Source organism: Tamlana sp. I1 (genome assembly GCF_015355625.1).
Taxonomy (GTDB): domain Bacteria; phylum Bacteroidota; class Bacteroidia; order Flavobacteriales; family Flavobacteriaceae; genus Pseudotamlana.
Genome location: NZ_JACLAF010000005.1, coordinates 229,969 through 252,565, shown reverse-complemented (window position 1 = coordinate 252,565; position 22,597 = coordinate 229,969). Strand labels below are relative to the sequence as shown.

Genomic DNA, 22,597 nt, shown 5'->3' with positions numbered 1-22,597 from the left:
TTAGTTGTTTTAAAGACTTCACAGGGATACCTATGTTCAATTAGCACCTAAAAACTCTAATGCATCAAGATTTTAATAAAAAAACAAAAAACCAAGACTGATATTTAATCAATTTTTGGTTTTTATATTTGATTATTATGTAATTAAGCTAAATTCTGAATGCGCCTATATAAATGCTATAAGTTCTACTTCCTGCAATGCGAACTTAACATCAAATAAATTTTATAAGATATCGACCTTTAAAGAAATAGTCCACTTATCCTTTTGAAGAAAACCGTGATGTAAAAACACTATGGTCTTGAAGCATATTGCAACAGCTCTTGCTCGATTTGTGTTGGAAATTTTAAAACACCCTGATGCCAGAAATTATAGTCGGTCATTTCATTTGCTTTAAATTCATGCTTTTTAACAGCCTTAAAAAGTTTTAATTCCTTTTTACGTAGCTTTTTTAATTGCCTTAAGTATTTTGATTCTGAAATTTGCTTAGTGGAAAACAAATGCTGCTGCGTTTTGAAAGTATTTTGAATAGCTTCAAAACGAGATTTTAAGGCTTCAGTAGTTGATGCATCTTGAGTAATTTGAACATGTACAGTAGGGTTGAAATTTTTCAGATTAAAAAGTAATCCTTCAGAAGCAAAACCAATTGTAATAAAGGCTAAAAATACTAAGTTTATGATGTTCGTTTTCATAAATCAAAAATAGTGAAAGTAAGACAACTTATATTACTATGTTTTATATGGTAAATCAACACTGTTTAGTTGACCAAAATTAACAGTGAAGTTAAATGTAAAAATGTATTCTAGAATAAATACAGCTCTAATATACTTTTCAAACACTACATAAAAAGGTCTTTAGGAGACAACCTTTTTTTGTTTCTTAAACTTTCGTCCGTACCAAACTAAGAATCCGGTAACAGGTAAACTAGCACAAACCAAACTAATTAGAAACGCAAAAATCTTTCCTGCAAAGCCAAAAATAGAACCAATATGAATATCGTAATTCATCATGGACAAACGATCGGCGAAAGAAGCTTCAGAAAACTTACTGCCTTTTTGTTCTAAAGGCTCCAGCGTGTATCTATCATAAAAATACTCGTTATGGTCGTACCACGTCCCTACATCGTGATACACGGTAATTTCTATTGGATCGTCCTCGTCCTCTAAAATCGGCGTTAAATAAATTCCTGCCACACGCTTATCAATCTCTAATGTTTTGTACAAGGCCTTATCCATAGGTGAAATACTGTCGTTCCAGACTAGATCTTTATTCGCTAAATCGGAATGCGGATGATGATGTCCCATCTCTTTTATTTCTCCTCCAGAAGCCACAAAATATACAGCTTGATCGAACCATTGAAAACTCCAAACCAATCCTGTAATACCTAAAATTAAACCGAATAATAAGGAATAGAAACCAAGCACATTATGTAAATCATAATTTAGGCGCTTAAATTTGGCCTTCCATTTAATTTTAAAACTCTTATCGCGATTCCCTTTTTTCCAGTTCTTTGGCCACCACATGACCAGTCCTGTAATTAGTAATAATAAAAATACTAAAGTACAAACGCCAACTATAGGACGACCAATATTATAAGGCAACCAAAGTGCTCTATGGCCGTTAATTATAAATCTAAAAAAGTCAAATTCACTTCCCCCCATGGTTTGTTGTTTTTTTAAAAACTCACCTGTGTAAGGGTTCATAAAAACTACAGAGAAAGTACGCTTCCCGTTTTCCATTCCACCAAAACCAACTGCGGCCGCACCATCAACATTGGCATATGTTAAACCTGTTGGTTTCGCGTTAGGCATATACACGGCTGCTGTATCTAGCAACTGACTCGGTGGTACATAAGTTTTGTTTTGAACCTCTACAAAACGCCAAGGCTCTAAAACATCTTTAATTTCCTGCTTAAAAGCATAAAAGCATCCTGTAATACTTACAATAAATACTACGATACCAGATATTAACCCCAACCAAAGGTGAAGCCAATCATTTAACCGTCTTAATTTACTTGGATTTTTTTGCTTTTTATTCATTTAAAAAAGGATCATAGAAAGATAAAAAACACCTACTAACTAGGTTTCTAACCGTAGCCAGTAGGTGTTACTTAATTGTTTATTTTAGAATTTGAAAAACCCTGCTACAAAATTAGCTTGTACCTCAGCACCTTTAGTAGATGTATAATTGTCTACATCCATTCTATATACATAAATACCGCCTTCCTCTGGAATACATAAATACACATAGTTACCGTCATGTAAAGCAGCTAAACGACGACCATTTCCATTATGTACTGGCACCCCAGCTATATAGTTAACAGTTTCGTCATTTAGGTTTACGACTGCAGAACGCAAAGGACTATCAGACCAAGTACCCTGCTCTGCTCTTGCTGCTGTATTTACTTCTACAAATGCTTTTCCGTTACCTAAATATTTTAAATGCGATACGTTATTTCCTCCTGTAGCGTCTTCAACATCGAAGAAATATGATTGATCGAACTCTGTTTCTCCTGCATTAATTTTTAAAATTCCAGCAGGTTTAGTAGATTGACTGTATCCATTAGCTGGATTAGAGTGCGAAATGGCATAAATGTTTCCATCTTCATCAACTTCTAAACCAGATTTAATATTAAATCCTCCAAGTGGTCCAACGCGGTCGTCTGTAATCACTTTTTCGAATTCTAATTCTGGATAAGAATATACCGCTACCTGAGCTTGGTCTGTATAATTAGTTGCCCATGTATCTGGGTTACTCATATAATAACTTAAAAATACGTGATCGCCTACGACACGCATCCCAGAAAACGATGGATTAGCATCTGTTGCTGCATGTAAGTCGCTAGTAGGTTTAGCAATAGTTTCTGTAATACTTACAGTGTTGGCATCAAACAAACGAAAGGTTACTGCGCCCTCGGCAATTGATGCTGAAATTAAAGTTTCATCGTCAGCTTTTACCAAATCACGAATACTTTCACTTAAAGACACATTTCCTTCTGTAGAAAGTGTTTGATCTTCATTCTGACTAATTGCCGATACATCGGTATTGTCTAACCCTCCAATACTATAAAGCGTGTTATCTACTTTAGTAAAATCGTAATAACCTGGTTGATCTATACCTTCTCCAACTGCTGTTAGCGAGCCTTCCATCACGTTTTCAAAAGGTATGGTATAGTAGGTAAATCCGCCTTCACTACCTTGAATAGCTAAAGATAAAACATAAGGTTTTTGGGTAATATCTGGATTTCCTGAATTATCGTCATTATCATCCGAGCTACAAGACATGATAGACACGGCTGCCATAAGACCTAAACTCCAAGCTGTTATTTTTCTTGTTATTTTCATTGTATTTAAATATTAAATTATTAATTGTTATTATAATGCGTATCGTAATTTTAAATAAAAGGCACGACCTGGTTTTTGTAGTTTGTATTGGTCGAACAACATCTGATCTGTAAAATTTTTACATTCTAAGGAAATATTGTATTTGCCATTTTTAAGACTATAACTCACTGCTAAATCGTGAGACGATTGCTCTGGAATAATTTTCTTGGTATCTTTAGATCCATACTCTGCCCAACTTAAGTAGTATTCCTTAATATAATTGAAGAAATAGTTTACGCTTAAATTAGAATCTTCAGTAAACACATCGTTAAATTGTAAACCAGCATTTAAGTTTCCGAATAAATACGGAATATTTGGAATACGAAATCCTTTCTGAAAATTAGGTTGTTGACCAGAATAATCGTTATAAACAAAATCGGCCTGATCTGTAATATCCTGATAAGTAACATTAGCACCTAAACGCAACCAATCTTTAAAGGAGTAATTAAGGGTTCCAGCATAACCAATTGTTCTTACCTCGGCTAAATTTGCATAACTCGTTTGCGGACTTGCCACTGTGACACGTTGATATATTAAATCGGAAGCATTTCTATAAATAAAACTCCCGTCCAATTGCACATAATGCTTCTCTGCTGGCTCAAATTCCCATTTGGCATTTGCATTAAAATTATTGCTTTGTTCAGGCCCTAACTCCGGATTAGCGGTTACAAACAGGTTATCACCAAATACTTCTTCTGGCGTAGGCATTCTGTAGGTATGCTCGTAGGAGGCTTTTATTTGAAGATTTTTTAGTATAAAATAGGTGGTCGCTACTCCGTAACCGAATGAGTTTTGTGAATTTTCATAAGCATCAATTCGTGAGTCTCCTGTTCCAAAATCATACTGCTTACTAGTTTCAACCTTTAAAAAATAACCTTTCCCAAATAAAGTAGCATTCCATTTATCGTTAGGTGACACGGTATACGAAAGGCCTAAATTATTTTTGTAATAAGACCTTGGAAATTGGTTTTCAATTTTATCCGGATTTAAAATATCGTTTACATCTCGATTAAAATATTGAAAAGCATGATTAAACGAAACCGTATGCGTATCGTTTAATTGATACCCTAAGTTGAATTGCGTTGTAGCTTCGTTATCGGACATAGTTTCATCATTTCTATCCCCTTGCTCCCCTTCAGTATTACCCGTGTAAATACGGTCGCCTAACCAATTATAGCGCACACCCGTTAAAGTATCTAAATTAAAGGTTCTTGTAACATTATACGCGGCATAGAAACTCGCATCTAAACCTTCAGTAAACAAATCTGCTTTACTGTATTTTAAAGTTGAAATTAACGATTCGCTGTTTTGTTCTATAGCGCCATAAACCGTTTCCATTGTTGCTCCGGTTTGCACATCGTTTTCATCTTTAGCCGCAGTAAGCCCAATTAATAGCTGATCGGCAAAAGTTTTATTTACAAATCCGGCTTCCATTTTTGCCATACCAGATTTATAACGATCATGAAAACGCTCTACCCATTGTGTATCTTCAATATTTCCATTGGCATCAGTAATATCGGCTAATACCTCATAATTATTATCGGAATAATTAAAATTGAAATTTCCTCGAAGCGTAAACCCTGTTTTCAAATTGGTATATGCGCCATTTACCGCAGCTCGATGTGTGTTAAACGATCCGAAAGTATAAGCTACATCCAAAAAGTTATTATTTTGTTTCGTGATGATGTTTACCGCACCCCCCAAAGCATCAGTACCTAAATACACTGGCACAACGCCGTTGTAGACTTCGATACGATCAATAGCTGTAACAGGAATGGTGTTTAAACCTAAAGACGATCCGTAATTATCCATAGGAATCCCATCGATAAAAAACTTAATCTGATTCCCTGAAAAACCAAATAATGAAAATTCAGAATTCGATCCTAAACCACCTTCTTCCCTAATTTTCACTCCCTCTACACGACCTAAAACGCTTTGAACATCGGTAGACAAATTATAAAACGGTTTTGCTGAAACCGCCTTTACAGTATATGGTTGTCGCTCTACAGTTTGGACTTTAGAGCGGCCTCTTATTGTCACTTCGTCAATTTGTGTAACATCTTCAGTTAAACTTATGTTTTCAGTTACAGTTTCATTGGCTTTTATAGTAACCGTAATTTTTTGGGTCACAAAGCCTATATAACTAAATTGTACGGTATAGGTTCCTTCTGGTAAATTTTGAATTTTGTACCCCCCTTCGGCATTTGTAATACTCCCAATTCCGGTTTGCAACAGTACAACATCGACGCCTATCAATGGGGCCTTATTTTCTGTAGTAACCGTTCCTTGAAAGTTGCCACTTTTTTTATCTTGAGACCAAACCGACTGTGTAAACCATGTACCCCAAATTAGTATAACTACCAAAAGTTGCTTCATCCTTAAACCTAAATCTTTATTTAAACTAATTATAAATAATTTTTCGACCGCAAATGTAAACCCTCATTTCAATACTCGCAAATTATTTATAATAAATCTAAATAGATGTTTTGAAATTTAATTAAATAGCTCTGTTTCAGAATAATTACCTTACAAACAACACTGTAGTTACTTACAAAAGAGCCTCTGTTTTTACATGCTTTATTTATATTTATTTTTTGGATAGAACTAGTGCTTTATCATAATAATCCAATTAAAAGCCAAACAAAATGACCACCAAAATTGAAAGAATTAGTAATTTTAACCCAGAAATAACGAGCGGAATATTTAAAAACACTCTATACATGCGCTAAACATGCCGCTTTTTCAATGCTGATTAAATTTTATTTTATAAAATGCATGTTGTTTAAAACGAAAAACAGCAAATAGATTCTCTTGATTGAATAATAATGAAAGACAAAACACTAACGGATTCCCGATTACCAATTTGGAAACATGTAAATAATATAGAGTATATTTTTATAGATTTTACAGGTTTAAATGATGAAAAAAAGTTTATTCAGCTTGTTGAAGATTCTGTAATGGAAGCCATGAAAAGGCCAGATAAATCAGTAAGAGCCATGGTATATTTAAAAAATTCGACAGCTAGTCCCAAAGCTATAAGAGTTATAAAAAAACTAGGAAAACAAGTACAACCCAAACTAAAAAGATCGGTTGTAATTGGGTCGATGGGTATAGTGTCACTTTTAATGAAAATTTACATAAGCCATACAGGAAGTAAAATTAAATTTTTCACAGATAAAGAGGTTGCTTTAAAATATTTGTTAGATGATTGATTTTGATGCACTAGATGCAGGCGATTCTAAAACGATAACATTAGTATTTATTACTGCAGATAAAAACTTAGCATTGATTGATGCGCTTTCAGATTATGATATAAAAACTAAAGTAGTTACTGAAATTCCTCAAGAACCAAATGCTTGGGAAATCATTCCTGAAACAATTATTATTGATAGTACAACATACCCTAATTGGCAAGACGATCTTTCTAATTTTAAAACACAAAACACAAATACTGAACTTCCAATTATAGTATTAACCGATGTTAAAACAGATGCAACCACCTCTTGGCATGAAGATTACATTTGCATCAACAAAAACGATAAAACATCTCTAATTCATTTAATTTTTGCTTCAATAAAGTGCTATCGAAAATTAAATAATGCCCTTATAAAGACGAATCAATTAAATCGAATTTTATCGGCTAACTACCAAATTCTTGACACGAAGAATGAATGTTTAGAATCCATTCAAAAGCAAATTAAAGAGGTAAGTCGTATAGCAAATACAGAAACCAAGGAAAAGCTAAAAACAATAGACAAAACCATTTCTGAAAATTTAAGTAGAGAATACAACTTTTTATTATTTAAAGCACATTTTGAAGAAGTACACCCTTTATTCTTCAATAAATTACTAGCCATAAATCCTAAATTAACCAATAACGACCTAAGGTTGGCTGCGTTTATAAAAATGGGATTCAATAATTCGGAAATATGTTTATTTACAGGAGTATCCATGGCTGGAGTAAAAAAAGCCATACAACGCTTGCGAATACGACTTGAATTAAAACCTGATGAATTTTTAAGACAATATATTTTCACGATTGAAAGTTAATTTTTTCAAAGAATACAGATAACAATTCAACCTAAACACCCCAAACATAAACTGCTAACAAACAGTAGATTGCATCTATATTATTGAGGCTTTTAATAAAAACTCCGATAGAAACACACCCTTTGAAATACCATGTTTTAAGTTTTACAAAGCTCACAAAAACATACTGTCTCCCATAAGTCTCCCATTTTCTTTTTTTTAATTAACTAGCAGCAATATTTTTGAACTGTAATTAAATCAACCCATAAATACATTGTATTTATAACGATTGAAAAAAAATCATCCTGCTTAAAAATTAATACAAATGAAAAACTTCCTTAAAGTATGTTTCGGTGAATGGCCAGTTAAAGGGGTATTTAATAAAATTAGCCCTCCCATTACTAGCACTAATGACTTAGAAGTAAAAAATAATTGCTCAGTAAATAAAATAGAAACCTGTTTAAAAAGTAGCAAAATTTAAGATTTTATTTAAAAGCTAAATCCAAATAAGGTTTTTAGTTTAACCTGTAAAACATTAAACAACCACTCATATAAACAAAAAACAACTTTCAATATCATAAATACTAAAAGTTGTTTATAAATGGTTTTCAATAATTTTAATGTTGATGTTCTTCCTCTTCAACTTTATGATCGTCTTGCACAGCTTCATCGCGATACCTACAACACGGATGCACGCTTGCGTAAGCTTCATCGGTAGCTTTTAAGGCTTCAGTATCATGGCCAACAGCTAGAATACTTGATTCGATAGTCGCAACATCTGTTTTACGTGCATCATAAATTAATTTCAATTCGTGTGTTTTAACATTCCAAACCGCCGATTTTACACCCTTGGTTTTTAAACACGCTTTTTCAATTCTAGATTTACACATTAAACAAACCCCATCAACTTCCAAACTAGCTTTGGCATTTTTGTTTTGTGCGTAGGTTGCAAACCCTACAAATAATAACAATCCTAATAATACTTTTTTCATAATTTTAATCTTTAATTTTTTATCTTCTTTTATTTTTTTTCTGAATCATTTTTCAGATTTCGTTCACCTTTTGTTGATTATTTCTTGAGATTCTCAGCTTCGTTGGAATTTATAATTTTATTCTAAATCCTGCATAATATAGGCTTCCAAATATGGGACCGTAAACAAAAGTAGTATCAAAATTTGCTCCAAAAGGATCGTTTGCCGATAAAACAGGGTTAGGTTGCCTTACATTCGTAATGTTTTCACCTCCTAAATATAGTTCAAAAGTTGGCGAAAACACACGCGTTATTTGAGCATTTAAAGTTGCCACAGTAGGCGTATATTCCGGAAGCTGATAGGCTACAGGATTACTTGCTGTTGATGAAAAACGCTGTTCGCCTAACCAATTATAGGTTGCATTAAACTTCCACTGCTGCCCCTGCTCTTGCAAATTGGTTTCATAAGAAACATTACCAAACAAACGGTGTTTGGGCACTAAAGGTTTATCTAACAAACCAGATTCATACTGCGTTTTAACCTCGTAATATTTATAAGCCAATCTTAAATCGAAATGATTAAAAACATTATAATTTAGTTCCGTTTGAAAACTATTGGCAAAACTTTTTCCTTTTAGATTATAAAAATTGACTTCTAAAGGATTTTCATAATCGACCACCACTTGATTTGTAAAATCGGTTTTGTAAAAATCAATAGTAATATCCGCTTTTCTTCCAAACAAATTAAATCCTTGCAAATAAGAAACACCATAATTCCAAGCAATTTCAGGATCTAAACCATAAATAGCACCGTTTGAATTTTGAATATTAAAAGTTCTAGAAGTTGCAAACATGTTTTGGTTTTCGGCAAAAATATTAGCACTACGTTTGCCACGACCGAAAGACATACGTATCGCCGATTTTTCCCAAGGCGTATATTTCGCATGAAATCTTGGCGTGATAAACGTGCCTAATAAATTGTGATGATCTATGCGAATGCCTGCTGTTAAATTCAGCTTATCTAAATTATCAAAATTGTATTCAAAAAAAGCACCAATAGCATGTTCTGTGCGTTCATAATCTGAATCTAGATTTTTAGCATCGAGAAACTCATCATAATGATCGTAGGTATAACTTAACCCGGTTTTAATTTTATGTCGAGAATCGCTAATTATAGAATTATAGATAGCACTTGTATACAAGCTATTTTGAGTGATATTATATTGATTTAAACCAAAATACGACTCCTGTTTATGGTTGCTAAAAGCCGTTTGAACACCAATACTTTGGTAAGGAATTTCAGGATTTACATAACCTAATTTCCCTGAAATCTCATAACGTTGTGTATCTATTTCACTACCCCAAGCATTCGTAGTTAGTTTATCGGTTTGAGGCACAAAAGCTACTTGCCCAGCTTGTTTTTCGTCATTTAAAAACTTTAAATTTATAAAACTTACAAGGCCTTTTTCAGGATTGGTGTATTGCCAACGGTTCATGACATTTATTTGATTGTATTTTGGCATATCCAAAAAGCCGTCGTTATTTACATCGTGTTCAGCTTGGTGCGAGTTGCCGTGTAAATACAAACCTGTATCCCATTTTTCGCTCACTTTTGTATTGATGTGGGTATTAATTTCGAAACGCTCGTTAGACCCAGCATAAAAATTTACAAAGTATTTATTATCGGTTGCAGGCTTTACCAGTTCGGCATTTATTTGCCCCGCAATACTTTCAAAACCATTGGTAACACTTCCTGCGCCTTTGGTTATTTGAATACTCTCTACCCAAGTACCCGGAATAAAGCTCAACCCGAAAGCCTGAGAAGCCCCACGAATTGAAGGAATATTTTCGGTAGCAATTAAAATATACGGACTTGTAAGTCCTAACATTTTTATTTGACGCGTGCCTGTTACTGCATCGGAAAAATTAACATCGATAGAGGGATTTGTTTCAAAACTTTCGGCAAGATTACAGCAAGCAGCTCGCAATAATTCATCATGAGTCACTGTAAATGTATTGGCAGCTTTCATGTACGATTTTGCCGTGGCTTGCTTTCTTACCTTCACAGTAACAGCATCTAAATTATCGGTTGGTTGTAGCGTATGCCTAATTGGTTTAACTTTATTTATGGTGATGGTGTCGGTTTTAAAGCCAACATAACTTACAACCATTTTTTTGTATTCTGTTTTATAAGGTAGACTAAATTTACCATCAATATCGGTCACTGCGCCCACCGTAGTATGCAACCAATACACATTGGCTCCTGGCAAAACCAGTGTTTTATTTTCGTTATTTGCTTCTAAAATAACCCCTTCAATTTTTTCTTGCGACAGTAAAATTGCTGGCCATAAAAAAAGCAGATACATTATATGTTTCATAGGTGTTTTTATTTGATTTTTTTATTCATCCGTTTGAAATTCCTGCAAAAAAACAGGATTACAAAACAGACGTAACTTAATTAAGGATAAGATTCCTGAGTATTCAGGAGTAAAAAAAATCAAATGATGAAAACTTGGTCTAGCACCTGAATATCGGCAACCAAGCTTGGTGGAGAATAATTTTTATGTGGAATATGATGTTTTTCTAAACTTTCAAAACCAAAAATATTAGCATAGGTAAAGGCGTAAAGAAATTGCTGTTGCTGAAAATCTAAATCGTCAAACGAAGAAACATTGAGTTCATCCTGCCCTTTAACAACATTAATTTCATCTTTACAACAAGTTTTCTTAAGAAGCACTTCTAAAGACTCTAATTCGCACTTATCAGCTTCAGTAAAAACACTAACATCAACCAAAACATCGCCACAAAAATGCTTTTCAATGGTAAAAGAAACCGTTGAAAACAATACAAGTAACGCAAGCAAACTTGTAAAAACTTTATATAATAGTTGTTTTAGCACGTTGCAATATTACAAAATAGAACCTATAAAACACGCGTTTTAATTTGGGTTTAACATAAAATTGAAAATCAGTTTTTAAGTTTATGGTAATAAAAAGCAGGCAATAATAGGATTAAAATAATGGGCTGAATTAAAAAACGACGCACATTAAAAAACATGTAGTAATCCTCTTGTTTTGGATGTATAACGAAATATAGATAAATAAGCATTAAAACGATAAAAGCAGCACCATAAACCATTGCCGAAAACTTCACGATACTTTTATCATTAAAAACAACAAACAAAATCCCCAACGAAATCACGCTATTTAAAGCATACCGAAACGTCGTAAAAAAAAGAAGTTTTGCTAATTCGCGCCTAGGGCTATCGATATATAAATAATCGCTTTTAAAAAAATCCAAATAAGGGTCGTAAAACAAACTGTCTTCGAAATACCGAATTAAAACTAGTATTAAAACTAAAAAAGAAAACGCTATGATTTTATAGACTTTAGACATCCTTTTGCTTTAGTTTTGAAAACCGATTCACCCAAAAAACCCATAAAATAAAAACAATCCCATAAATAATCCCTGGAAAAATAACATTGTGTAAAACCGATTCATATTTAGGGAAATGGTATAAACCCATACTTAGCACTGCAATACGAAGCACATTGGCGCAATAAATTAAGACACTTCCCGCCAAGACATAAAAAAAAGTAGTTTTTAGTTTCCCCGAAAACGCTATAACAAACGAAATAAACAAAATAATAACGCTAAAGGCATTACAGCCTTCTATAATTCGGGCTAAATAACGACCATTTAAAACTAGCATTAACGAAGGTTCATCTGGGTGTTTTATCAACTCAACTTGGTAACCTAGAACTTCTAACAAATCACCGCACTGCAAAGCTACCAAATGGGTTATATAATCTGGATAAAATTTGGAGCCATCTGAAAACTTTAAAAACAAACCATATAAACTTGAAAGCAAAACATACACCGCCAAAAAAGTGAGCATGAATTTAATAACCGACTTATATTTTATGAAAAGTGCTTTCAATGAATTGATATAATCTTATTTCTTTTAAGTTATTTGAAATGATTTCGTTTTCTCTCGACAAAGAAATCTATTTATATTATCTTTATAAAGCATCAAATTACGTCTTTTTAAATACTTTTACCAAAACTTTTAAAACTCATGATTTTCGAACAATTAAAACCACAAATTGAAGCAATTGTTTCCAACACAGAAGCTACGGTTGATGCACGCTTATTAAGTATTTGTGAATTGTTAGAAAAAAACATTGCATACTACAACTGGGTAGGGTTTTATTTTAGAAATGGTACTAAACACGAACTTCATTTAGGCCCTTACGTTGGCGCTCCAACCGATCATACGGTGATTCCTTTTGGAAAAGGGATTTGCGGCCAAGTAGCCGTTAGTAATCAAAACTTTGTGGTGCCAGATGTAACCGCTCAAAGCAACTACATCGCGTGCAGCATTACGGTTAAAGCAGAAATTGTCGTGCCTATTTTTGTAAACAACGAAAATATTGGCCAAATAGATATCGACTCCAACACAATTGATCCTTTTACCACGCAAGACGAACGTTTCTTGGAGTTTGTTTGTAAAAAGGTGGCAAAAATTTTATAGGTTTAGAGCTACAGAATAGCGATGTAATTCTTCATAAAAAGAGATAAATCACCAATAAAATCTTACTTTATTTAAAAAATTGTATTATTGCCCCTTATTTTAAATAACCAATTTACCTACAAACCTACCATTTTATGAAAAAAACCACTTACCTAGCACTTGTGTGCCTAATATTTACGGCAACACAAGTCATCGGACAATCATTTACCTCAAAAATGTTAAAAACTAAAGTTGTTTCCTATCCTAAAAACCCATTTCCGGAAAACTTTAAAAATTATAGAATTTTAGCTTCCAGCAAAACAAATAGCGCACCTCTACTAAGCAACACAGAGGTTGCTTCAACTATTGATTTTCAAAGCTTTAACTATTCAGAAGACTCATCAGATTTTATTCTAGCTTATAGAACGTCTGAACCATATATTACAAAAACATTAACTCCAAGAGTGAACAAAAACAAGGAGAAAGAATATCGGTTTACTGTTAAAACAATGATGTCTATTAGTGTTAACATTTTAGACGCAACTGCAACAAAACTTTTTTATACAAACCAGTATAAACTAGATAATTTATACTTAGATCCTGCAACAGGACAGCCTTCAAATCTTAGACAACAAAAACCTGAAGAATTACATTATGAAATTGATCGTACCGTTAGCCAAGAAGAAGTTGGAGAATATTTTATATTGTCTGATGATGAAAAAAGCTTCAGACTAACAGAATCATACCAAAAACAAATTTTGGCCGTTCAGCTATCACGCCTTATGCTTAAAGCTAGTCAAGATTTGCAGAAACAATTTGATTTAAGAGTTAATAAATATTTGCAACGCTATTATGTTTTAAATAAAATAGACGAAGAACCAAAATCGGACGAACTTTACCTATCGCTTCAAAACACCTACGAAAACATAGAAAGTATTGATGACCTTAACCAAGCTGATTTTAAAAACCAAATGGCTTTCAATCAAAGCATTATTGATAAATATGGTAGCGACGATAAAGCTGAAAAAGTTGTTTGGGCATCTTATTTTAATCAAGCTTTTTTACTAAAAGCTTCAAAAAAATATGATGAGGCTAAAGATTACGCAAACAAGGCAATTGATTTTAAAATAAGAAAACAAGTTTCAAAATTATTATTTACAGATATTCTCACTGCAAAAGATGGTTACAATCGTGTGTTTAATGATGATGGCTCTAAAAAACCGATTGCACCTAACTACATAGGCTTAGCTCCAGACGCACCAGCTTCCTCTCTAGAGTCTGGAGACACTAATAACGCTGCTCCAGAAGGCTTCAAAGAAGTTAAAATTGATAAACTAGCTGGTTATGTTTTAAATGACAAAGGAGACAAAGAATATGAAGGCACTATTTATATTGAGTTTATTGGAAATAAAACTAAAAAAGTTTTAAATATGGACACTGGTCAAACTACTGAAGTACCAAGTACCGATTATGGAAAAGATGTGTTAATTGCATACGAGAAAAAAGGCAAAACTAAAGCTAAAAAAATCAAAGCTAAAGAATTGTATTCTTTTTACATAAATGATACCCAAGAAACCTATGAAGGATTTGCTACCGAAAAAGATGCCTTAGAAAAACTTATGGGAATGGCTACACTTGGTGGAGGTAACCATAAATATTACTTGGTTAAACATGACGCCGGAAAAGTAAAAATTTATGAAGATCTTACCGTAGATTTTGATGGCTTTGTCTTAAAATTAAACAAAGAAGAAAAAGGGATTAAAATTTCGAAAACTTTATCATCATCTAAATTTTTATCCGAAATGGCCGATTTTTACGGAAAATGTAAAGATCTTGAAGCAAAAATTGAAAAAGGTGAGTTCTCAAACACCATGGAAGACCATATTAAAATGGCAGATATTTATAGCGGGTGTGTAAAAAAATAACATCCTTCATAAAATTATAGTATTGAAATTATTAGTACCTCCAAAAGTGGGTATTAATTTATTAAAGAGGCTGTTTAAAAAGTAAGTTAAATTTGATTTGTCAGGTTGAGCTTGTCGAAACCGATATTGATTAGCAATCAATTAAAAATATTTCGACAAGCTCAATATGACATCAAGTATACTTTTTAGACAGCCTCTTTTGTTTAAAAAAACAATATTTTTCAAATCTTCAAGCCTATTTTTTTAAAGAAATAAGTACTTTTGCACTTATTTTTAAAATTCAGCGTAAAACACTGATAAACAATATCAAATTATTTTTAAAACAGATAATTCAAACATAATCTAATAGAAATGAGCAACGAAAAAACAATTAAATCTGCCTTAATTTCAGTATTCAGTAAAGATGGTTTAGAGCCAATAGTTAAAGAACTTGACAAACAAGGGGTTACCATTTACTGTACTGGTGGTACAGAAAAATTTATTAACGATTTAGGCATCAAAGTTGTTCCTGTTGAAGATGTTACTTCGTATCCGTCAATTCTTGGTGGTCGTGTAAAAACATTACACCCAAAAGTTTTTGGTGGTATTTTAAACAGACAAAACCACGAAGGTGATGTTGCCGAATTAGCAGAATACGAAATTCCGCAAATTGATGTGGTTATTGTCGATTTATATCCTTTTGAAAAAACCGTAGCTTCTGGTGCTAGTAATCAAGATATTATTGAAAAAATTGACATTGGAGGAATTTCATTAATTCGTGCTGCAGCTAAAAATTATGCCGATGTAATCTGTGTGTCTTCAGTAAATGATTATGCTGAATTTTTAGAACTTATTTCTGAAAATAACGGATCTATTTCAGAAGAAAACAGAAAACGTTTTGCTGGAAAAGCATTTAACGTGTCATCACATTACGACACAGCAATTTTCAACTATTTCAATCAGAATAACGAAGAAACTGTTTTAAAAATAAGCGACCAAAACGGAAAAGTTTTACGTTACGGTGAAAACCCACACCAAAAAGGATTTTTCTTTGGAAACTTTGATGAATTATTCACCAAATTACACGGTAAAGAATTAAGCTACAACAACTTACTAGATGTTGACGCCGCTGTTAATTTAATGAATGAATTTAAAAATGATGCCCCAACATTTGCGATTTTAAAACATAATAACGCTTGTGGTGTTGCACAACGCGAAACCCTGCACCAAGCTTATGTAGATGCTTTAGCTGGCGATCCTGTTTCGGCTTTTGGAGGTGTTTTAATTAGTAACAAAGAAATTGATTTAGCAACTGCCGAAGAAATTCATAAATTATTCTGTGAAGTAGTAATCGCACCAGCTTTTGCTCCTGAAGCCCAAGAATTATTACAAGGTAAGAAGAATAGAATTTTATTAGTGATTCACGATATAGAATTGCCTCAAACTAACGTAAGAAGTTGTTTAAACGGAGTATTGGTTCAAGATAGAAACAACATTACAGACCAAGCTGAAGATTTAACAAACGTTACAAATACAGCACCAACTCCAGAGCAAATTGAAGATTTATTATTTGCTTCAAAAATTTGCAAGCATACCAAATCGAATACTATTGTTTTAGCAAAAAACAAACAATTATGTGCTAGCGGAACTGGACAAACAAGTCGTGTAGATGCTTTACAACAAGCGATTCACAAAGCAGAATCATTTAACTTCAATTTAAATGGTGCAGCTATGGCTAGTGATGCTTTTTTCCCATTCCCAGACTGTGTAGAAATTGCTAAAAACGCAGGAATTGCAACAGTAATTCAACCAGGTGGCTCGATAAAAGATCAACTAAGTATCGATTATTGTAATGAAAACGACTTGTCTATGGTTATGACAGGTACACGTCATTTCAAACACTAAAAGCAATTGAAATCATAAAAAAAGGAGCGCTTAAAACCAAGTCATCTGTCTTTCGAATTATTAAATAATAGTCTAAAAACCGATGAGTAACGTATAAGATTCAGATCCTTTATTTTAATAATAAAATGAACTCCGTAAATCGTATATATTTATTTACTTTTATTACATTTACGGAATTCGTTTTATATCACTTTATAATTTTTAATAGCACATGGGCTTTTTTGACTTCCTAACCGAGGAAATTGCGATAGATTTAGGTACAGCAAATACACTTATTATTCATAACGACAAGGTTGTTGTTGATGCACCTTCAATAGTAGCAAGGGATAGGATTTCGGGAAAAATTATTGCTGTTGGTCAAGAGGCCAGCTTAATGCAAGGTAAAACCCATGAAAACATTAAAACCATTCGCCCTTTAAAAGATGGCGTTATTGCCGATTTTGATGCTTCAGAACAAATGATGAGCATGTTTATTAAAAACATTCCCGCATTAAAAAAGAAGTTTTTCACCCCTGCCCTACGCCTAGTTATTTGTATCCCTTCAGGAATTACCGAAGTGGAAATGCGTGCGGTAAAAGAAAGTGCCGAACGTGTTAACGGAAAAGAAGTGTATCTAATTCACGAACCTATGGCAGCCGCTATTGGTATTGGGGTCGATATTATGCAACCTAAAGGAAATATGGTTGTCGATATAGGTGGTGGTACTACAGAAATTGCGGTAATCGCTTTAGGCGGTATTGTTTGCGATAAATCGGTTAAAATTGCAGGTGATGTTTTTACTAGTGATATTGTATATTACATGCGTACACAACACAATTTATATGTGGGTGAACGTACTGCTGAAAAAATAAAAATACAAATTGGTGCTGCTACTGAAGATTTAGAGTTACCTCCTGAAGATATGAGTGTTCAAGGACGAGATTTGCTTACAGGAAAACCTAAACAAGTACAGATTTCATATCGTGAAATAGCAAAAGCATTAGATAAATCTATTCTAAGAATTGAAGATGCTGTAATGGAGACTTTATCACAAACACCTCCCGAATTAGCTGCCGATATATACAACACAGGTATCTATTTAGCTGGTGGTGGTTCTATGCTTCGTGGTTTAGACAAACGTTTGTCTCAAAAAACAGACTTACCAGTTTATATCGCAGAAGACCCATTACGTGCTGTGGTTAGAGGTACAGGTATAACCCTTAAAAACTTAGCTAAATTTAAAAGTGTACTTATAAAATAAGCGTACCAAAACAACACTATGCAGCAAATTATTAATTTTATAATAAGATACAAAAACTTCTTGTTGTTCATCTTTTTGTTTTGTATTTCACTTGCGCTTACTATTTTAACACATGCTTATCATACTAGTAAATTTATAAACTCGGCAAATTATTTAACAGGCGGATTTTATGGTTCTTTCCATCATATTAGTCGTTATTTTAGTTTAAATTCTCAAAATGCAATTTTAGCCGAAGAGAATAAGGAATTAAGAGCCTTGTTATACAATTCTGAAACCGACATCGATTCTACTTACATAGACACTGTCTCGTATGATAGGGCTTATCGCATTTACAGCGCTAACGTTATTAAAAACAGCTACGCCTTAACTAATAACATTTTAACTATTAATAAAGGGGAAAACGATAGCATTAAACAAGATTTTGGTGTTATATCATCAAAAGGTCTAATTGGTATTATCGATAGAACTAGTGGAAATTATTCCAGTGTCCTTTCTATTTTAAACAGCACCAGTAGAATTAGTGCTCAATTAAAAAAAACCAATCATTTTGGAACTTTAGTTTGGGAAGGCAATTCGCCACAATATATAAAGCTTATCGACATCCCAAAAATAGCACCCGTGGTTGTAGGTGATACCATTATTACTTCAGGACGTTCATTTATTTTTCCTAAAGGTGTCCCTATTGGCACCATTAAAGATTTTGAATTGGATCGTGCTGAAAACTACTATAAATTAAGAGTCGAACTTTTCAATGACATGACCAACCTTGAGCATGTTTATATTATTGAAAATTTAGCCGCTAATGAAATTGATAATTTATTAAACGAAACCGGCGATGAATAGTATTTTCTCTGTACATACTGCCCGTTTTATTTCCTTAATAATATTACAGGTTTTAGTCTTAAATCATATTAATTTTTTAGGGTTTATCAACCCATACATTTACATCATATTTATTGCATTATACCCAATAAAGAATAACCGAATTACACTCATTCTGTTAAGCTTCTTTTTAGGTTTAATTATAGATATGTTTCAAGACACCGGTGGTATTCATGCTGGAGCCTGCGTATTTATAGCGTATGCTCGACCGCTATTTTTGAAGTTTTCCTTCGGAACCATGTATGAGCATCAAATTATTAAATTTAATACTGTAGAATTTGGTTCAAAGCTCACCTATTTTACGCTATTAACGGTGACACACCACTTTATCTTGTTTTTATTAGAAGTTTTTAACGTTTCAAAAATAATTTTCATTCTTGAAAAAACGTTATACTCAAGTATTTTTACTATTTTATTAAGCGTGCTAATCACTATTATTTTCAGTCGAAAAGTTAAATGAGACAATTTTTACTATTTATTTCTATAATTGTAGTTGGCCTAATATTTATTTCAAGACTTTTTTACCTTCAAGTTTATAACTCGGAGGCACATAGTCTTTTTGATGATAATGCCATTAGAAAAGTCTACGATTACCCCGAAAGAGGCTTTGTTTACGATAGAAACGGCAAGCTACTTGTTGCCAATCAGCCCTCATACGATGTCATGGTCATTCCTCGTGAAGTAGAACCCTTAGATACGCTTGAGTTTTGTGCCTTATTAAAAATAAACAAAGACCAGTTTATAGACAAATACAATAAAGCAAGACATTATTCACCAAGATTACCTTCTGTTTTTGTGTCGCATTTATCTAAAGAAGACTATGCTGTTTTACAGGAAAAAATGCGAAAATTTCATGGTTTTTATATTCAAAAACGTTCTTTAAGAAGTTACGAAACTAATATTGGCGCTAACGTTTTAGGAGATTTGGGTGAGGTAAACAATCGTACTATTGAAAAACACCCCTATTATAAAATGGGTGATTTAATAGGAAAACAAGGTATTGAAGCGTCTTATGAAAACACATTACGCGGTGTAAAAGGCATCAAATTCATTCAAAAAGACCGGTTTAACCGCAATATTGGCCCTTACAAAAATGGCGAATACGACACCATTCCAGAACCAGGAAAAGACATTACCATAACAATTGATGAAACCCTTCAGGCTTATGGTGAAATTTTAATGAAAAACAAACGTGGCGGTGTAATTGCCATAGAACCTGCGACTGGTGAGATTCTTGCCATGGTTGCGGCTCCCACTTACGACCCGAACCTTTTGGTTGGTCGAGACCGTTCTAAAAACTTCACAAAACTATATAACGATTCTATCGCAAAACCTCTTTTTAATAGAAGTTTACAAGGAGTTTACGAACCTGGCTCACCTTTTAAATTAATGAATGCTTTAATTGGTCTTCAAGAAGGTGTTATTTCCCCATCAGATATTGTAACCTGTTATCGCGGGTACCATTACGGGAATCGATTCATGAAATGCCACTGTGCCTATGGTACTCGAAATAATCTTGTAGCAGGGATTCAACATTCATGCAATGCTTATTTCGCAACAGTTTACCGAAAAATTTTAGATAGAAACGGAAATGCTTCAGAAGGGATAGATGCTTGGAGTCATCACGCTAAAAGTTTTGGTTTGGGTGAGTTTTTAAACAACGATTTATACGTAGGCCAAAAGGGTAGAATTCCAGATCGTGAATATTATAAGTTTGCATACCCTAAAACATTTTATTCAACTTATACCATATCAAACGCTATTGGTCAGGGTGAGGTTGCAACCACCCCAATTCAGCTTGCAAATATGGCGGCTGCCATTGCCAATAGAGGTCATTATTTTACCCCACATATTATTAAACATATTGAAAACGAAACTTTGCCCGACCAGTTTACTAAACCTAAACATACCAGTATAGACAAGGCACATTTTGAACCCGTGATTGAAGGTATGTTACAGGTGTATCGTAGAGGTACAGCTGCATCGTTACAAGTAAAAGACATTGATATTTGTGGAAAAACAGGTACGGTTGAAAACTTCACCGTGGTGGATAGTGTAAAAATGCAATTAACCGATCACTCAATATTTTTAGCATTTGCACCAAAAGACAATCCTAAAATAGCCATTTCTGTTTTTGTTGAAAACGGCTATTGGGGAAGTAGATATGCTGGTAAAATTGCCAGTTTAATGATTGAAAAATACATTAAAGGCTATATTACGCGTACCGATTTAGAAGATTTTGTGCTTAAACACAGCTTAGAAGATGAATATGAGAAACCCTACTCTGGAAAACCTTTTTCCATAAATCGTGGTGCAGTTTATCAAGTTGTAGACGATAAAGAATATGCAAGTCTTAAAGAAAAAGTAAAGAAATTAGAAAACGCTAATAAACTCGAAGATTAATGGCTAGGGAAACGAACAGACATTTTAAATTTGACTGGATTACCATTTTACTTTTCTTTTTTTTAGTTGGCTTTGGTTGGCTTAATATTTTATCGGCGTCGCACACAGGAAGCAGCCTTAATTATTTCGATATTTCGCAACCTTTCGGGAAACAAATTATTTTCATTAGCATCTCCATTATTCTCATCATTCTTTTATTGGCCATTGATGCTAAATTTTATGAACGGTTTGCCAGTGTCATTTACCTTATTTCCATGCTTTCGCTTGTTGGGCTGTTTATTTTCGGAAAAAACGTAAACGGTGCAACCTCATGGTATTCCTTTGGTAGTTTTACTATTCAGCCCAGTGAGTTTGCTAAATTCGCAACAGCACTAGCAGTCGCCAAATTTGTTAGCGATTTAAATACCAACTTAAACACCTTTAAAGATCAAATTAAAGTTTTTGCGATTATTATTACGCCAGCCATTTTAGTATTACTGCAAAACGATACAGGAAGTACTATTGTTTATGGCGCCTTCTTTTTTGTTTTATACCGTGAAGGTTTACCAAAACACTATTTAAACATTGGGGTGTCCCTCATTTTAATTGCTATTTTATCGCTAAAATTTGGAGCCATAATCACTTCAATCATAGCCATATTAGTGGCATTAGGTTTTCATTTTTTAAGTAAGAAAAAAACTAGGATTCATTATACCGTTTTAGTCTTAATTGCTGCAATTGCAGTTTCCTTTAGTATCAAACTATTTTATAATAACATACTACAACCTCACCAAAAGGATAGAATAAGTCTGTGGTTACGTCTTGAAAAAGACCCTATTAAACTTCATAAAATGAAGAAAACCTTTGCTTACAACCTTAACGAATCTGAAAAAGCAATTGGTTCTGGAGGGCTTACAGGAAAAGGGTTTATGCAAGGCACACGAACTACAGGAAAGTTTGTACCAGAACAGCACACCGATTATATTTTTAGTACTGTTGGCGAAGAATGGGGCTTTTTAGGAAGTTCTATGGTAGTAATTGCCTTTGTTCTACTCCTATTGCGTATTCTTCATTTAGCCGAATTACAAAAATCGCAATTTAGTAGAATTTACGGCTATAGCGTAGCAGCCATCATATTTATTCACTTTTTAATAAATATTGGTATGGTTATGGGCTTAATACCAACTATTGGAATTCCGCTTCCAATGTTTAGCTTTGGTGGCTCTGGCCTTTTATCGTTCACGTTTTTAATTTTTATTTTCGTGAAATTAGATTCCAATAGAATTAACGAATGGTAATATTTTAATAACTAAAATGTTAGATTAACTATTAACGTTTTTTTGTATCTTATATCTCTTAAAGAAAATCAATCGTATTGACTTATAAAAGTCT

19 protein-coding genes are annotated in these 22,597 nt (G+C 33.3%); 10 read left to right on the top strand and 9 right to left on the bottom strand.

Annotated elements, in window-relative coordinates; translation table 11 throughout:
- Positions 1-290: 290 nt before the first annotated feature.
- From H6X70_RS06325 to H6X70_RS06310, 4 genes are all read right to left on the bottom strand, one after another.
- The gene (locus H6X70_RS06325; RefSeq protein ID WP_194766827.1) at positions 291-689 is read right to left on the bottom strand and encodes a hypothetical protein; all 399 of its coding nucleotides are present in this window, start codon (positions 687-689) and stop codon (positions 291-293) included.
- 162 nt (positions 690-851) lie between these two features.
- Positions 852-2,036 (bottom strand): PepSY-associated TM helix domain-containing protein, encoded by a 1,185-nt coding sequence (locus H6X70_RS06320; protein WP_194766826.1) that lies wholly within the window; start codon positions 2,034-2,036, stop codon positions 852-854.
- Positions 2,037-2,120: 84 nt separating this feature from the next.
- Positions 2,121-3,341 (bottom strand): DUF4374 domain-containing protein, encoded by a 1,221-nt coding sequence (locus H6X70_RS06315; protein WP_194766825.1) that lies wholly within the window; start codon positions 3,339-3,341, stop codon positions 2,121-2,123.
- Positions 3,342-3,371: 30 nt separating this feature from the next.
- Entirely contained in the window at positions 3,372-5,756 is a 2,385-nt protein-coding gene (locus tag H6X70_RS06310) for a TonB-dependent receptor (protein WP_194766824.1), read from the bottom strand.
- A gap of 449 nt (positions 5,757-6,205) precedes the next feature.
- On the opposite strand from H6X70_RS06310, the gene H6X70_RS06305 reads away from it, so the two are divergent.
- Together H6X70_RS06305 and H6X70_RS06300 are read left to right on the top strand one after the other, a co-directional pair.
- Positions 6,206-6,592 carry a hypothetical protein gene (locus H6X70_RS06305; protein WP_194766823.1) on the top strand — a complete coding sequence of 129 codons (387 nt, stop codon included), beginning with the start codon at positions 6,206-6,208 and terminating at the stop codon, positions 6,590-6,592.
- Entirely contained in the window at positions 6,585-7,430 is an 846-nt protein-coding gene (locus H6X70_RS06300) for a helix-turn-helix transcriptional regulator (RefSeq protein WP_194766822.1), read from the top strand. The genes H6X70_RS06305 and H6X70_RS06300 overlap by 8 nt, the downstream gene beginning before the upstream one ends.
- 596 nt (positions 7,431-8,026) lie before the next feature.
- Here H6X70_RS06300 and H6X70_RS06295 read toward each other — a convergent pair.
- The 5 genes from H6X70_RS06295 to xrtF all read right to left on the bottom strand — a co-directional run bounded on the left by H6X70_RS06295 (position 8,027) and on the right by xrtF (position 12,319).
- A complete protein-coding gene (locus tag H6X70_RS06295; protein WP_194766821.1) occupies positions 8,027-8,401 on the bottom strand; it encodes a heavy-metal-associated domain-containing protein in 375 nt (124 codons plus the stop codon).
- A gap of 109 nt (positions 8,402-8,510) precedes the next feature.
- The gene (locus tag H6X70_RS06290; RefSeq protein ID WP_194766820.1) at positions 8,511-10,757 is read right to left on the bottom strand and encodes a TonB-dependent receptor; all 2,247 of its coding nucleotides are present in this window, start codon (positions 10,755-10,757) and stop codon (positions 8,511-8,513) included.
- A gap of 119 nt (positions 10,758-10,876) precedes the next feature.
- A complete protein-coding gene (locus H6X70_RS06285) occupies positions 10,877-11,278 on the bottom strand; it encodes an HYC_CC_PP family protein (RefSeq protein ID WP_194766819.1) in 402 nt (133 codons plus the stop codon).
- A gap of 68 nt (positions 11,279-11,346) precedes the next feature.
- Positions 11,347-11,775, bottom strand: a complete 429-nt coding sequence (locus H6X70_RS06280) for an exosortase F system-associated membrane protein (RefSeq protein ID WP_194766818.1) — start codon at positions 11,773-11,775, stop codon at positions 11,347-11,349.
- Entirely contained in the window at positions 11,768-12,319 is a 552-nt protein-coding gene (gene xrtF, locus H6X70_RS06275) for an exosortase family protein XrtF (RefSeq protein ID WP_194766817.1), read from the bottom strand. Before xrtF ends, H6X70_RS06280 begins: the two co-directional genes overlap by 8 nt.
- Positions 12,320-12,457: 138 nt before the next feature.
- On the opposite strand from xrtF, the gene H6X70_RS06270 reads away from it, so the two are divergent.
- The 8 genes from H6X70_RS06270 to rodA all read left to right on the top strand — a co-directional run bounded on the left by H6X70_RS06270 (position 12,458) and on the right by rodA (position 22,503).
- Positions 12,458-12,913, top strand: coding sequence for a GAF domain-containing protein (locus H6X70_RS06270; RefSeq protein WP_194766816.1), 456 nt, complete (start codon positions 12,458-12,460; stop codon positions 12,911-12,913).
- 134 nt (positions 12,914-13,047) lie between these two features.
- Positions 13,048-14,817, top strand: a complete 1,770-nt coding sequence (locus tag H6X70_RS06265) for a hypothetical protein (RefSeq protein ID WP_194766815.1) — start codon at positions 13,048-13,050, stop codon at positions 14,815-14,817.
- A 351-nt stretch (positions 14,818-15,168) separates the two neighbouring features.
- A complete protein-coding gene (gene purH / locus H6X70_RS06260; protein ID WP_194766814.1) occupies positions 15,169-16,701 on the top strand; it encodes a bifunctional phosphoribosylaminoimidazolecarboxamide formyltransferase/IMP cyclohydrolase in 1,533 nt (510 codons plus the stop codon).
- Positions 16,702-16,912: 211 nt separating this feature from the next.
- Positions 16,913-17,941, top strand: coding sequence for a rod shape-determining protein (locus tag H6X70_RS06255; RefSeq protein ID WP_194766813.1), 1,029 nt, complete (start codon positions 16,913-16,915; stop codon positions 17,939-17,941).
- 18 nt (positions 17,942-17,959) lie between these two features.
- The gene (mreC, locus tag H6X70_RS06250; protein WP_194766812.1) at positions 17,960-18,784 is read left to right on the top strand and encodes a rod shape-determining protein MreC; all 825 of its coding nucleotides are present in this window, start codon (positions 17,960-17,962) and stop codon (positions 18,782-18,784) included.
- Positions 18,777-19,283, top strand: coding sequence for a rod shape-determining protein MreD (locus H6X70_RS06245; protein ID WP_194766811.1), 507 nt, complete (start codon positions 18,777-18,779; stop codon positions 19,281-19,283). Before mreC ends, H6X70_RS06245 begins: the two co-directional genes overlap by 8 nt.
- On the top strand, positions 19,280-21,226 hold the full coding sequence (gene mrdA, locus H6X70_RS06240) for a penicillin-binding protein 2 (RefSeq protein WP_194766810.1): 1,947 nt from the start codon (positions 19,280-19,282) through the stop codon (positions 21,224-21,226). The genes H6X70_RS06245 and mrdA overlap by 4 nt, the downstream gene beginning before the upstream one ends.
- The gene (gene rodA, locus H6X70_RS06235) at positions 21,226-22,503 is read left to right on the top strand and encodes a rod shape-determining protein RodA (RefSeq protein ID WP_194766809.1); all 1,278 of its coding nucleotides are present in this window, start codon (positions 21,226-21,228) and stop codon (positions 22,501-22,503) included. Before mrdA ends, rodA begins: the two co-directional genes overlap by 1 nt.
- Positions 22,504-22,597: the final 94 nt, after the last annotated feature.

Bases quoted from the DNA above. Each gene is read 5' to 3' on its own strand.
- rodA (WP_194766809.1), top strand. From the start codon at position 21,226: ATGGCTAGGGAAACGAACAGACATTTTAAATTTGACTGGATTACCATT.
- H6X70_RS06290 (WP_194766820.1), bottom strand. From the start codon at position 10,757: ATGAAACATATAATGTATCTGCTTTTTTTATGGCCAGCAATTTTACTG.
- purH (WP_194766814.1), top strand. From the start codon at position 15,169: ATGAGCAACGAAAAAACAATTAAATCTGCCTTAATTTCAGTATTCAGT.
- H6X70_RS06305 (WP_194766823.1), top strand. From the start codon at position 6,206: ATGAAAGACAAAACACTAACGGATTCCCGATTACCAATTTGGAAACAT.
- H6X70_RS06265 (WP_194766815.1), top strand. From the start codon at position 13,048: ATGAAAAAAACCACTTACCTAGCACTTGTGTGCCTAATATTTACGGCA.
- H6X70_RS06245 (WP_194766811.1), top strand. From the start codon at position 18,777: ATGAATAGTATTTTCTCTGTACATACTGCCCGTTTTATTTCCTTAATA.
- H6X70_RS06315 (WP_194766825.1), bottom strand. From the start codon at position 3,341: ATGAAAATAACAAGAAAAATAACAGCTTGGAGTTTAGGTCTTATGGCA.
- H6X70_RS06320 (WP_194766826.1), bottom strand. From the start codon at position 2,036: ATGAATAAAAAGCAAAAAAATCCAAGTAAATTAAGACGGTTAAATGAT.
- H6X70_RS06280 (WP_194766818.1), bottom strand. From the start codon at position 11,775: ATGTCTAAAGTCTATAAAATCATAGCGTTTTCTTTTTTAGTTTTAATA.
- mreC (WP_194766812.1), top strand. From the start codon at position 17,960: ATGCAGCAAATTATTAATTTTATAATAAGATACAAAAACTTCTTGTTG.
- H6X70_RS06255 (WP_194766813.1), top strand. From the start codon at position 16,913: ATGGGCTTTTTTGACTTCCTAACCGAGGAAATTGCGATAGATTTAGGT.
- H6X70_RS06325 (WP_194766827.1), bottom strand. From the start codon at position 689: ATGAAAACGAACATCATAAACTTAGTATTTTTAGCCTTTATTACAATT.
- H6X70_RS06270 (WP_194766816.1), top strand. From the start codon at position 12,458: ATGATTTTCGAACAATTAAAACCACAAATTGAAGCAATTGTTTCCAAC.
- H6X70_RS06295 (WP_194766821.1), bottom strand. From the start codon at position 8,401: ATGAAAAAAGTATTATTAGGATTGTTATTATTTGTAGGGTTTGCAACC.
- H6X70_RS06300 (WP_194766822.1), top strand. From the start codon at position 6,585: ATGATTGATTTTGATGCACTAGATGCAGGCGATTCTAAAACGATAACA.
- H6X70_RS06310 (WP_194766824.1), bottom strand. From the start codon at position 5,756: ATGAAGCAACTTTTGGTAGTTATACTAATTTGGGGTACATGGTTTACA.
- mrdA (WP_194766810.1), top strand. From the start codon at position 19,280: ATGAGACAATTTTTACTATTTATTTCTATAATTGTAGTTGGCCTAATA.